General features: G+C 65.3%; 12 protein-coding genes. 9 read left to right on the top strand and 3 right to left on the bottom strand.

Annotated elements, in window-relative coordinates:
- The first annotated feature begins 135 nt into the window (after positions 1 to 135).
- The 4 genes from QQS52_RS02460 (at position 136) to rpsI (ending at position 2,082) form a co-directional block, all read left to right on the top strand.
- Positions 136 to 453, top strand: a complete 318-nt coding sequence (locus tag QQS52_RS02460) for a WXG100 family type VII secretion target (RefSeq protein ID WP_472772430.1) — start codon at positions 136 to 138, stop codon at positions 451 to 453.
- Positions 454 to 531: 78 nt separating this feature from the next.
- Entirely contained in the window at positions 532 to 819 is a 288-nt protein-coding gene (locus tag QQS52_RS02455) for a WXG100 family type VII secretion target (protein WP_070769165.1), read from the top strand.
- Positions 820 to 1,099: 280 nt separating this feature from the next.
- On the top strand, positions 1,100 to 1,543 hold the full coding sequence (gene rplM, locus QQS52_RS02450) for a 50S ribosomal protein L13 (protein WP_070769166.1): 444 nt from the start codon (positions 1,100 to 1,102) through the stop codon (positions 1,541 to 1,543).
- Positions 1,543 to 2,082 (top strand): 30S ribosomal protein S9, encoded by a 540-nt coding sequence (gene rpsI, locus QQS52_RS02445; protein WP_070769167.1) that lies wholly within the window; start codon positions 1,543 to 1,545, stop codon positions 2,080 to 2,082. Before rplM ends, rpsI begins: the two co-directional genes overlap by 1 nt.
- A gap of 137 nt (positions 2,083 to 2,219) precedes the next feature.
- Here rpsI and QQS52_RS02440 read toward each other — a convergent pair whose 3' ends face one another.
- Positions 2,220 to 3,527 carry a class I SAM-dependent methyltransferase gene (locus QQS52_RS02440; protein ID WP_472772429.1) on the bottom strand — a complete coding sequence of 436 codons (1,308 nt, stop codon included), beginning with the start codon at positions 3,525 to 3,527 and terminating at the stop codon, positions 2,220 to 2,222.
- Positions 3,528 to 3,559: 32 nt separating this feature from the next.
- Positions 3,560 to 5,098: an FAD-binding oxidoreductase gene (locus QQS52_RS02435; protein ID WP_472772428.1), complete on the bottom strand. Its 1,539-nt coding sequence runs from the start codon at positions 5,096 to 5,098 to the stop codon at positions 3,560 to 3,562.
- Between the two features lie 137 nt (positions 5,099 to 5,235).
- Here QQS52_RS02435 and glmM point away from each other — a divergent pair, with 137 nt between their 5' ends.
- The 4 genes from glmM to QQS52_RS02415 all read left to right on the top strand — a co-directional run bounded on the left by glmM (position 5,236) and on the right by QQS52_RS02415 (position 8,893).
- On the top strand, positions 5,236 to 6,579 hold the full coding sequence (gene glmM, locus QQS52_RS02430; protein WP_472772427.1) for a phosphoglucosamine mutase: 1,344 nt from the start codon (positions 5,236 to 5,238) through the stop codon (positions 6,577 to 6,579).
- Between the two features lie 157 nt (positions 6,580 to 6,736).
- A complete protein-coding gene (locus QQS52_RS02425; RefSeq protein WP_472772426.1) occupies positions 6,737 to 7,051 on the top strand; it encodes a hypothetical protein in 315 nt (104 codons plus the stop codon).
- On the top strand, positions 7,038 to 8,618 hold the full coding sequence (locus tag QQS52_RS02420) for a zinc metalloprotease (RefSeq protein WP_472772425.1): 1,581 nt from the start codon (positions 7,038 to 7,040) through the stop codon (positions 8,616 to 8,618). The genes QQS52_RS02425 and QQS52_RS02420 overlap by 14 nt, the downstream gene beginning before the upstream one ends.
- Positions 8,612 to 8,893, top strand: a complete 282-nt coding sequence (locus QQS52_RS02415) for a hypothetical protein (protein WP_472772424.1) — start codon at positions 8,612 to 8,614, stop codon at positions 8,891 to 8,893. Before QQS52_RS02420 ends, QQS52_RS02415 begins: the two co-directional genes overlap by 7 nt.
- Here QQS52_RS02415 and QQS52_RS02410 read toward each other — a convergent pair.
- On the bottom strand, positions 8,890 to 9,723 hold the full coding sequence (locus QQS52_RS02410; protein WP_472772423.1) for a poly(ethylene terephthalate) hydrolase family protein: 834 nt from the start codon (positions 9,721 to 9,723) through the stop codon (positions 8,890 to 8,892). The two genes, QQS52_RS02415 and QQS52_RS02410, sit on opposite strands and share 4 nt — an antisense overlap.
- A gap of 134 nt (positions 9,724 to 9,857) precedes the next feature.
- Here QQS52_RS02410 and glmS point away from each other — a divergent pair, with 134 nt between their 5' ends.
- Positions 9,858 to 11,729, top strand: coding sequence for a glutamine--fructose-6-phosphate transaminase (isomerizing) (gene glmS / locus QQS52_RS02405; protein WP_472772422.1), 1,872 nt, complete (start codon positions 9,858 to 9,860; stop codon positions 11,727 to 11,729).
- The last annotated feature ends 5 nt before the right edge of the window (positions 11,730 to 11,734 follow it).

Here is an 11,734-nt window from a genome sequence, read left to right as displayed (position 1 = left end):
CGGAAAGAACGCGGCGGCGGGGGACTTCCTCCACCAGTCTGACAAGCAACCGCGACACATCAATCCCGTCACACCACACCGTGACACACGACCGTGACACCACACTGTCAACCCGTTCGAGGAGGGGCGAACACTATGCACACCACGTTTAAGACCGAAGCCGAGGTCATGCAGGCCACGGCCGGGCATGTCGATTCCACCAATGATGAAGTCCAGGGCGAGCTGACCCGCCTGCACAACGTCGTGGAAGGCACCCGCGCGAGCTGGGAGGGCCGCGCGCAGCTGTCCTTCGACAACCTGATGCAGCGCTACAACGCTTCTGCCCAACAGCTGCGCGAGGCCCTGTCCGCTATCTCGGACAACATCCGCAGCAACGCCCGCAACTTCGACGACGTCGAGGCCCAGAACGCGCAGGTCCTCAACAACGTCGGCGGCGCCGGCTTGGCCCTGTAGCCGCCAGGCACCCCGCGCGGTACAACCCCGACCGCGCGAGCACACACCAGAAAAACACCAGGAAGGAAAAATTCGCGCATGACCGCTATCAAGTACGAATTCGGCGCCATCGAGGCCGCCGCTGCTGATATCAACTCCACCTCGGCCCGCATCAACGGCCTGCTGGATGAGCTCAAATCCATCATCGAGCCGATGGCCGCTACCTGGGAGGGCGAGTCCGCAGCCGCCTACCAGCAGGCCCAGCGCAAGTGGGACAACGCGGCCCTGGAGCTCAACCAGGTGCTGATGACCATCTCCCGCACTGTCTCCGAGGGCAACGACGCCATGAGCGACGTCAACCGCCGCGCCGCCGCCAGCTGGGGCTAAACGCACCCACCACACAATCCCGTCTGTCACCCCGCCTTCCCGGCCCAAAGGGGAAGGCGGGTTTTGTCTGGGAAGGGGAGTGTTGCCCCTGTTGAGCGGCGTTTTGGGAATTCAGGACGAAACTACTAGAGTAGTAGACCTATGTGTCTGAGCGGCACAGCCCTGCTTTGGGGCTGGACGCGGCACCTAGTGCAGGTCTCCACCGGCCGCTGTATCTAGGGGCAGTTGAAGGACCATGGCGTTGGCCGGCAGTTCCGAGACAGACTTTCAAGGAGTCATTTTGTCTACTTTCCACCCTAAGAGCGGTGACATCACCCGCAAGTGGTACGTCATCGACGCTACTGACGTGGTGCTGGGCAAGCTCGCTTCCACCGTGGCAGACCTGCTGCGTGGTAAGCACAAGCCGCAGTTCGCACCGAACGTTGACTGTGGTGACCACGTCATCATCATCAACGCTGACAAGATCCACATCTCTTCCAACAAGCGTGACCGCGAAAAGCGCTACCGCCACTCCGGCTACCCGGGTGGTCTGAAGACCATGACCCTGGGGCAGTCTTTGGACGCCAACCCGGTACGCGTTATCGAAGAAGCTGTCACCGGCATGATGCCGCACAACAAGCTTTCCCGTTCTTCCGCCCGCAAGCTGCACGTCTTTGCAGGCGAGGAGCACCCGTACGCCGGCCAGAAGCCGGAATCCTACGAGCTTAAGCAGGTGGCACAGTAATGACCGAGCAGAACAACATCGATAACAACGTGGCAGACGCTGCTGACATCGCAGCCGCAGCCGCCGCAACCGAAGAGTTCACCAACACCATCGGTGACGTCGTTGCTCCGGAGTCCGCCGAGGAGACTGAGGCTGCTGCCCCGGCCATCCACGAGGGCCCGATCCAGACCGTCGGCCGCCGTAAGCGCGCCGTCGCTCGTGTCCGCCTGATCGCCGGCTCCGGCGAGATCGTGGTCAACGGCCGCACCCTGGATGACTACTTCCCGAACAAGCTGCACCAGCAGGACATCCTCACTCCGCTGACCCTGCTGGACCGCGAGAACCAGTTCGACATCAAGGTCACCGTCAACGGCGGCGGCCCGACCGGCCAGGCCGGCGCTCTGCGTCTGGCTATCGCCCGCGCACTCAACGTTTACAACCCGGCTGACCGCGCCGCCCTGAAGAAGGCCGGCCTGCTCACCCGTGACGCTCGTGCCGTCGAGCGCAAGAAGGCTGGTCTGCACAAGGCACGTCGTGCCCCGCAGTACTCCAAGCGTTAATTCTTCGCTGGTACTTACACTTACGCCGCTTGGGCCCTTCCCTTTCCGGGAAGCCCAAGCGGCGTTCGTGTTATCTAGGCCCGGGACCCTGGCGGGGGTCTCGGTCTAGGACACCCGGGGCCTAGGACAGCAAGGGGTTAGAAGACCGAGTCGTTCCACCAGCGGCGCTCCGGGGTGCCGCAGCGGGAGCCGGTCTTGTCCAGCTTGATGCCTACCACTTGGTGGAGTTGAACGATGTTGTGCTCGAAGCCCCACTGGGAGCCGGCCATGTACATGCCCCACAGGCGGGCGGTCGGCAGGCCGACCAGGCTGACGGCCTCTTCCCAGTTGTCCTTGAGGTTCTCGCACCAGGCCGACAGCGTGCGCATGTAGTCAAAGCGCAGGTTTTCCTCGTGGAAGACCTCGAATCCGTGGTCCTGCATCTTGCGGACGATGGTGCCGGACCCGGTCAGCTCCCCGTCCGGGAAGATGTAGCGGTCGATGAAGGATCCGCGCGGGGTCTTGTGGTTGTCCGGGTAAGTGATGCAGTGGTTGACCATCACGCCGCCCTCGCGCAGCTTGCCGGACAAAAAGTCGAAGTAGCTGGCGTAGTTCTTCACGCCGATGTGCTCCATCAGGCCGATGGAGGAGATGGCGTCGAAGTTTTCCTCCGGCACATCGCGGTAGTCCATGTAGCGGATCTCAGCCAGATCCTCGAGGCCTTCCTCCAGGATCTTCTTCTGGCCCCACTCGGCCTGCTCGCGCGAGAGCGTCACGCCGATGGAGTTCACGCCCTGGCGGGCGGCGTAGCGGACCATGCCGCCCCAGCCGCAGCCGATGTCCAAGTGGCGGTCGCCTTCCTTCAGGTGCAGCTTCTCAAAGACCAGGCGGTACTTGTTGGCCTGGGCCTCGTCCAGCGAGGCGTCCGGGCTGGGGTAGTAGGCGCAGGTATAAGTCATGGAATCGCCCAGGAACAGCTCGTAGAAGTCGTTGCCCACGTCGTAGTGGTCGGAGATGACATCCGCGTCGCGCTCCTTGGAGTGCCGCGACAGGCCCTGGCGCAGCATGCGCTCGAAGCGGCCGGCGCGCTCCGCCTCCGGCACCGGCTGGATCTGGATAGCGCCCATCGAGGCCAGCGAGCGCACGATCTTCAGCAGCGTGCTGGTATCCGGCCGCTCGAACTTCCGGTACATCTCGTGCAGGGCGTCGAAGATGCCGTAGGGGTGCGCCAGGTGCTCGCCCTTGACCCTGATGCCGTCGGTGATAAACGCGCGGGCCAGGCCGACGTCGCCCGGGGCGGTGGCGATGTAGGACAGGCCCTCCACGCTGTTGATGGACACGTGGTACTGCGAGTCCGGGTTGCCGGTGGAAGAACCATCGAACGCGGTCCAGTAGAAGGGGTTGGCGGCGGGGACGAAGGCGTCGATGATCTCGGCTACCGTCATCGGCTGAAACTTACCGGGCATGGGATAGGGCTTCCTTTCTTTCTTTCGTTGTCTTAAGAGTTGTTCACGGTCTTGTCGTAGAGAGTAGGGAAACGTCCCGCCGGGTCGGCCTGCTGTTTCATCTTCTCCGGCAGGTCGCCGCCGTAGAGCTCGGCGAACTGCTCCGGGGTATAGAAGGCCTCGGAGTACAGGGACTTGTGGCCGCCCAGCTCGCTGACCTTGGCCTCAATGACCTTGTTGAAGGCGCCCGGCTCCTGCTCCGAGCTGACGTGGTCGGCCGGGACCCCGGACCAGAATCCGACGTTTACCCAGGTCGTCCCCTGCTTTAGGGGGTACAGCGGCCAAGGCGAGTCCGAGGAAGCGGCAACCTCGCCGGTGCCGACCAGGTCCTCGACGCCGTCGCGCAGCCGGATGGGGCACAGCCAGACCGGCTGGATGTCGCTGGCGGAAAAGAACCAGTCGAGCCACTGGGCGGTCTTATCGACGGGGACTTCCACGTCTTGGACCACTCGCTCGGAGGCCGGCAGGTCCTTGGGCTTTTTGAGGAAGTTGTATTCTAGCTGGTACTTGCGGTCCAGGCGCACGATCTTCCAATAGAAGGAGCTGCGGCGCCACTGGCGCGGCCAGATCTTGCGCACCGTCGGGTTCTGCGCGCCGAAGGCCCGGGAGCACCAGAACCAGTCAGTGTCCCAGCGCCAGATATAGTCGCGGATACTCAGCAGGTCGTGGCTCGTGCCGTGGGGGTGCTGCAGGCTGCGGTAGTAGATGGCCTGGCCGGTGTAGTCCGAGGTATGGGAGGCGGAATCGCCAGCCTCCACCGCCAGTACCAGGTAGGCCTCCTGCGGGCTGAAGGCCACCCCGTCGAGACCGTGCAGGCGCGTGCCGTCGAATTCTCCACTGGCGGAGGCCTCGGCCAGGGCGTCCTGGAAGCTGTCAAGGTCGTGGAAGCGCACGGAGCGGACCTCGATGCGGGAGGGGACTTCCTCCAGCTCGATGGTCAGGCGGACCGCGTAGCCCAGCGAGCCGTAGGAGTTGGGGAAGGTGCGGAACAGATCCACGTTTTCTTCCCGGGAGCAGGTCACGATCTGCCCGTTGCCGTCGAGGACGTCCATCTCCAGCACGGATTCGTGCGGCAGGCCGTTGCGGAAGGAGGTGGATTCCACCCCCATGCCGGTGACCGCCCCGCCCAGGGTGATGGTTTTCAGCTGCGGGACCACCAGCGGCGCGAGCCCGAAGGGCAGGGTCGCGTCCACCAGGTCCTCGTAGGTGCACATGCCCTGCACGTCGGCGGTCTTGGCCACCGGGTCGATAGCGATAACCCCGCCCAGGCCGCTCACGTTCAGCCCCGGGGTGGTGGACTCGCGGCCGCGGAAGAGGTTGGAGGTCTTCTTCGCCAGGCGCACCCGCTTGCCGGCGGGGACGGCCTGAAAGCTGTCCAGCAGCCGGCGCACGCCTTCCGCGTGGCGGTGCCAGCCGATGGTTTGGATGTTTTCCGCGTCGACAGTGCGGCCGGGTAATGCGCGGGCTAGCGCATTAGTAGCTCGACCGGTGACGTTAATCAGTGATTCTCTTAAGGTTTCGCCTGCGCTCATATGGGGCCATTTTAAGCGTGTCCGGGCGCGGCGCTATTCGGTACCGGCGCAGCTTCCCCACTTTAGGTGAGTGCAGGAAGTGGGAGTAGGTCCGGTCCGGTCGCGCGAAGCATAATGGTAGGGGCATAATGTTGGACATGACTCGACTATTTGGCACCGACGGAGTACGGGGTCTGGCTAACCAGAAGCTGACCCCCATGCTGGCACTGAAACTTGGCCAAGCGGCGGCGGAGGTGTTTACCGCCAACCGGGAATCCTACGAGCGTCGCCCGCTCGCAATCATCGGCCGCGACCCGCGCGTGTCCGGGGAGATGCTCGACGCGGCGATCGCTTCCGGGCTCGCCTCCCGCGGCGTGGATGTGCTGCGCGTGGGCGTGCTGCCAACCCCGGCGATTGCCTTCCTCACTGATGACTACGGGGCGGACCTAGGCGTGATGATTTCTGCGTCGCACAACCCCATGCCGGACAACGGCATCAAGTTCTTCTCCGCCGGCGGGCGGAAGCTGCCGGACGCGGTGGAAGACGACATCCAGCGGGTAATGGACACCTTGAGCGAGGAGGGCCCGACCGGCACCAAGCTGGGCCGCATCATCTCGGAGGCTCCCGATGCCCGCGAGCGCTACCTCAAGCACCTCGCCGAGGTCGTTACCGCCGATCTGTCCGGTATCACCGTCGTGGTGGATACCGCCAACGGCGCCGCCTCCAAGGTCGCCCCGCAGGCTTACGAGGCCGCCGGTGCGACGGTCATCCCGATCCACCACAAGCCGAACGCCTTCAACATCAACGAGGACTGCGGCTCGACCCATATCGAGCAGGCCCAGAAGGCCGTGGTGGAGCACGGCGCGGACCTCGGCCTGGCCCACGACGGCGACGCCGACCGCTGCCTGGCTGTCGATGCCGCCGGCAACGTCGTCGACGGCGACCAAATCATGGCCATCCTGGCCGTCGGCATGCACGAGGACAACGACCTGCGCCACAAGACCCTGGTCGCTACCGTCATGTCCAACCTGGGCCTGACGCTGGCGATGCAGGAGCAGGGCATCGAGGTCGTCCAGACCAAGGTCGGCGACCGTTACGTGGTTGAAGAGCTCATCCGCGGCGACTTCTCTCTGGGCGGCGAGCAGTCCGGCCACATCGTCCTGCCGGACGACAGCACCACCGGCGACGGCACCCTGACCGGCCTGTCGCTCATGGCGCGCATGGCCCGTTCCGGCAAGTCGCTGCAGGAGCTGGCCAGCGTGATGAAGGTCCTGCCGCAGGTGCTCATCAACGTGCCGGTCTCTGACAAGTCCGCCATCATGGACAACGATGAGGTCAAATCCGCCATTGCCCAAGCCGAGGAGGAACTCCACGGCACCGGCCGCGTGCTGCTGCGCCCGTCGGGTACTGAGGAGCTCTTCCGCGTCATGGTCGAAGCCGCCGAGGAAGAGCAGGCCCGCAAGGTCGCCGGCCGGCTCGCCGCCGTGGTCGCCGGGGTCTAAAAACACCCGCGCCACCGGCAACCGAGAACCCACGAGCGGTTCCAGAAAAATTGGTGGGAACCGCCGGGGACTTCCGGCAGTCCAAAAAGGTGAAGCTGCTCCCATTCGGGGCGGCTCGGACCTGAAGAGAAGAGACTGCAAGAAAGGGAGTCCCTCGGTGCCGGAAATCGAGTTCGACCACACTGATATTGTCGCTCGCCTGGGACAGGTATCCACCGGCGTGAGCGCGCAGCGCCAAGCGCACCTGCGCCGTGTGCCGGAGTACCCGCAGGCCGCCGCCGGCCGTGATTTCGCCGGCCACGGGCAGCGCATCCAACAGCTGCTTAACCGCCTGCATGAGCTGGGCGGCTGGCGCCTTAACAACATGGACGCAACCGTGCGCGCCGCGGCCGACCAGTTCACCGCCGTCTACCGCGGCGATGACGCGTTCGGCGCCCGCCTGGGGCAGGGGGATGACCATGAGCAGCACTAGCGCCATGACCTGCAGCCAATTAGCCGATTATTCCCGCTCGGTGAGCAATTTCCAGCTGGCCAGCCAGGGCGCGTATTCCGGCCCGAGCCTGCCCATAGGGGTACTGCAGAAGATGGTCGGTTCCGTCGACGGGCTCAGCAGCGCCGACCTGGTGGCGGGCACCCGGGCGGCCGTCGGCGCAGACCGGCCTAACCGCGGCGGCGGTGAGCTGCGCGAATTCCTGCTCGGCGGCGGCTTCCTCGTCGCCGGCGACAAGTTGCTGGATCGCCTGCGTACCCTTAACGACGACCACGAGGACGACCGCACCCAGGCCGACGAGCTCGCCCGCGACGCGGAGGACTGCGCCCAAGCCATCGACGACGTGGTGCACGTCTCCGACTCCGCGATCGGGGAGTTGCTCAGCGCCGCCATCGGGCTGCTGGACATCCTGGCGATGGTGCTACGCCGCCACCCCGTGGCCCAGTTCCTCATTCCGGCCATCTCCGCCATCGGCGGCCGCGTCATCGAGGACACCAACAAGCAGGTCGCCGGCACCTGCCGGGAGCGTGACGAGGCCATCGACAGCTGCTACGAGGAATTCGAGCGCCGCTGTGAGTGCGCCTGCGAGCGTCCCCTACCGCCCGAGCCGCCGGAAGCCCCCGCAGAACCAGAAACCGAACCCTGCGCCAAGGGTCAGCCAGAACCCCAGCCAGAGACCGAGCCGGAACCCACACCAGAACCGCAACCCAGGCCCGAACCCAAACCACAACCCAAGCCCGCACCGGATGCCGTCCCACCACCGACCGAGCCGTCGTCCCTGGACCCTGCGCCCAAGCTGGCCCCAGAACCTGAGCTAAAGCCAGGACCAGAAAAACAACCAGAACCACAGCCACAGCCCAAACCGGCACCGGCCCGTCACCCTGAGCCCTGCCCGGAACCAGAAATCCAACCTGAGCCCAAGCTTGAGCCAAAACCGGAGCCCGAACCGGAGCCTGAACTTTGCCCCGAGCCGAAGCCAGCACCGGAAACCGAGCCGACCAGACAGCCCGCACCCGAACCGGAACCCGCGCCAGAGCCTGAGCCAGCACCCGAGCCCTGCCCGGAGCCGGTCCCATGCGAGCCCGCGCAAAGCTGCTGCGGCGCCCTCGGCGTCGCCGGTGCCGGCGTCGCACTTATCGGGGCTGGCCTGCTGTTGGCGGCCGCGGCCGAGTGCCTGGAGGGCATGGAATGCCCGGAACCAGAACCAGCTCCTGAGCCAGAGCCAGACCCGGAACCAGCACCCGAGCCCTGCCCGGAGCCTGAGCCGGAACCCACACCGGAATCAGAACCGGCTCCTGAGCCGAAGCCCGGGCCGCCGGACCTGTCAGAGGTGCCGGAGCCGGAACCGCCGGCAGGCAAGCTGGCCCATATAGATGCCGCGCCGCCGGCACCCGAGCCTGCTGCCCAGCCGGTAGCGCCCGAACCGGCGGCACCACCGGCTGCGGACGCCGGTGGTGGGGCGGGGCTTGCCCTGCAGGAGGCACAAGTGCAGGAAGAAGATACTGGAGATGAACTGCAAGAGCGAGCCCGAAAGGCAGGACGATGGTAGACGACTTCGACGAATTTGCCCGGCAGTTCCGCCAGCGCACCGCGGCGCGGCTGCTGGAATTTGAACGCACCCTGGCCAAGGCGCAGGAAGACTTGGAAAAGGTGGCGGACAATGCCAAGAACCAGGCTAGTGCCGAGGCGAAGGCGGCCGGCAAGACGCCGCGGACTTCGGCGGCGCACCCCGGGGCGCCGGCGCGGTTGGGGCGGGAGGAACGCAGAAAGCCCCAGCGCACAAGTGTGCCGGGGCAGGTAAAATCCGTGCTGCGGAGGGGCTAGTCGTCGCGGGTGACGCCGGCCTTCTCACTGAGATCTTCGCCGATGAAGCTCTTCACGTTCTTGCCGACGGCCTCCGGATCGGAAAAATCGGAGTACTTGCTGTCGTTGTTGAGCTGGTGGAGGAAGAAACCGGTGATAAGGCCGCGGGCGGTCTCCGTGGGGCCGCCCTCAAAGGCCGGGGTGCCGAGTATGAGCTTGGTCAGGCGGTCTTCGCTAAAGCCCTGCTGGGTGCCCTTGGCAATCTCCCGGTAGGAGCAGTCGCCGGCCCAGTTGTAGGCCAGCTTCGCCGGGTTGCCGGCGCTGAAGATATCGGAACGGCCGGACCCGATGACCAGGCCGGGGATCTCCAGGCGGCGGGCGGCGCGGGAGGCCGACGGGGCAGTGGAGGCGGGGTAAATGGCCGCGACAGCGCGCACCTTGTCGTTGTCGACGCTGGCCAAGACGGCGGCGCCGCCGCCCATGCCGTGGCCGACCATGCCGAGCTTGCCCGGGCCGACGGAGATATTGCCCTGGCCCAGCTTCACACCGGCGGCGATCTGCAAGGCGGTTTCCATGTCAGCGGCTAAGTTGCGGTGGTTCGGGTGAAAGCCGGTCTCCGTGTCCGGGGCGACCGCCACGATCCCCCACGAGGCCAGGTGGCGCAACGTGGCGTGGTAGCTTTTCACCTTCTTCATCCAGTCGTGGCCGAAGGCCACAGCGGGCAGCGCGTTGCCTTCGGCAGGGGTATACACCTTGCCGTTGAGGCCGGCGTACGACAGATCGCCGACAAGTACCCGGTGCGGGCCGCGCTTGGACAGGGTCGATAGATGCTTCTTCAAATTCGCAGACACATCTACCAGGATAGAGCAAACCTTGGCACGGTAGCACCTGACCGGGGCCGAAAACTCCGGGCAATTGTTACGGCGAGGTGAATATACAACCTGCCTCCGTCGGAGTGCTGGATAATGCTGTAACATCTGGGGCTATGTGTGGAATCGTCGGATACGTTGGTCTATCGGGAAACGACCGTGAATATTTTGCCCTCGACGTCGTGCTGGAGGGGCTGCGCCGTCTGGAATACCGCGGCTATGACTCCGCCGGCATCGCGATGTACGCGGACGGGGAGATCAGTTGGCGCAAGAAGGCTGGCAAGGTAGCCGAGCTGGATAAGGAGCTGGCCAACCGCCCGGTGCCGGACTCGGTCCTGGGCATCGGCCACACCCGCTGGGCCACCCACGGCGGCCCCACCGATATCAACGCCCACCCGCACGTCGTCGACGGCGGGAAGCTCGCCGTCGTCCACAACGGCATCATCGAGAACTTCTCCGAGCTGCGTACCGAGCTCATCGACAAGGGCGCCCACTTCGCATCGGAGACCGACACCGAGGTTGCTGCCACGGTGCTCGCCGACGTCTTCCACGGCGAGGCCGAAGGTGACCTGACCCGCGCTATGCAGCTGGCCTGCCAGCGCTTTGAAGGTGCCTTCACGCTGCTGGCCATCCACGCGGATCAGCCGGACCGTATCGTGGCTGCCCGTCGCGACTCGCCGCTGGTCATCGGCCTGGGCGAGGGCGAGAACTTCCTGGGCTCCGACGTGTCGGGCTTCATCGACTACACCAAGTCCGCCGTCGAAATTGACAATGACCGCGTTGTGACCATCACCGCGGACGAGGTCGCCATCACCGATTACGATGGCAACCCGGCCGAGGGCAAGCCGTTTAAAATCATGTGGGACGCCGCGCAGGCGGAAAAGGGCGGCTTCGACTCCTTCATGGCCAAGGAGATCCACGACCAGCCGAGCGCAGTCCGCGACACCCTGCTGGGGCGCTTCGACGAGTCCGGCAAGCTGATCTTGGACGAACTGCGGATCGAAGAGTCCGTGCTCAAGTCCATTGACAAGATCATCGTCATCGCCTGCGGCACCGCCGCTTACGCTGGCCACGTGGCCCGCTACGCCATCGAGCACTGGTGCCGCATCCCCACCGAGGTGGAGCTGGCGCATGAGTTCCGCTACCGCGATCCCATCGTCAACGAAAAGACGCTCGTGGTGGCCCTGTCTCAGTCCGGCGAGACCATGGACACCCTGATGGCGGTGCGCCATGCCCGCCAGCAGGGCGCGAAGGTCATCGCTATTTGCAACACCCAGGGCTCGTCCATCCCGCGTGAATCCGATGCCGCGCTCTACACCCACGCCGGCCCGGAGATCGCGGTGGCCTCCACCAAGGCCTTCCTGGCGCAGATCACCGCCACCTATCTGCTGGGCCTGTACCTGGCGCAGCTGCGCGGCAACAAGTTCACTGACGAGGTCGAGGCCATCCTGCGCGATTTGCGCGCCATGCCGGACAAGATCCAGGAGGTCATCGACGGCGAGCAGCAGGTCGCGGATCTGGCCAAGTCCATGCAGAATGCGACCTCCGTGCTCTTCCTGGGCCGTCACGTCGGCTTCCCCGTCGCCCTGGAGGGCGCGCTGAAGCTGAAGGAAATCGCCTACCTGCACGCCGAGGGCTTCGCCGCCGGCGAGCTCAAGCACGGCCCTATCGCTCTTATCGAGCAGGGCCAGCCGGTCTTCGTAATCGTGCCGTCCCCGCGCGGCCGCGACTCGCTGCACTCCAAGGTGGTCTCCAACATCCAGGAGATCCGCGCCCGCGGCGCCGTCACCGTGGTCATCGCCGAGGAAGGCGACGCCGCGGTCGAGGACTACGCGGACTACATCATCCGCATCCCGCAGGCCCCGACCCTGATGCAGCCGCTGCTGGCTACCGTGCCGCTGCAGATCTTCGCCTGCAACGTCGCCGCCGCGAAGGGCTACGATGTAGACCAGCCGCGTAATCTCGCAAAGTCGGTGACGGTAGAGTAGCTTCC

The organism is Corynebacterium sp. 1103A (assembly GCF_055700955.1).
This window is presented reverse-complemented; position numbering and strand designations above follow the sequence as displayed.

What these genes read in the sequence shown, in the direction of transcription:
- QQS52_RS02460 (WP_472772430.1), top strand. Translation starts at nt 136, where the DNA reads ATGCACACCACGTTTAAGACCGAAGCCGAGGTCATGCAGGCCACGGCC.
- QQS52_RS02455 (WP_070769165.1), top strand. Translation starts at nt 532, where the DNA reads ATGACCGCTATCAAGTACGAATTCGGCGCCATCGAGGCCGCCGCTGCT.
- rpsI (WP_070769167.1), top strand. Translation starts at nt 1,543, where the DNA reads ATGACCGAGCAGAACAACATCGATAACAACGTGGCAGACGCTGCTGAC.
- QQS52_RS02440 (WP_472772429.1), bottom strand. Translation starts at nt 3,527, where the DNA reads ATGCCCGGTAAGTTTCAGCCGATGACGGTAGCCGAGATCATCGACGCC.
- QQS52_RS02435 (WP_472772428.1), bottom strand. Translation starts at nt 5,098, where the DNA reads ATGAGCGCAGGCGAAACCTTAAGAGAATCACTGATTAACGTCACCGGT.
- glmM (WP_472772427.1), top strand. Translation starts at nt 5,236, where the DNA reads ATGACTCGACTATTTGGCACCGACGGAGTACGGGGTCTGGCTAACCAG.
- QQS52_RS02420 (WP_472772425.1), top strand. Translation starts at nt 7,038, where the DNA reads ATGAGCAGCACTAGCGCCATGACCTGCAGCCAATTAGCCGATTATTCC.
- QQS52_RS02415 (WP_472772424.1), top strand. Translation starts at nt 8,612, where the DNA reads ATGGTAGACGACTTCGACGAATTTGCCCGGCAGTTCCGCCAGCGCACC.
- glmS (WP_472772422.1), top strand. Translation starts at nt 9,858, where the DNA reads ATGTGTGGAATCGTCGGATACGTTGGTCTATCGGGAAACGACCGTGAA.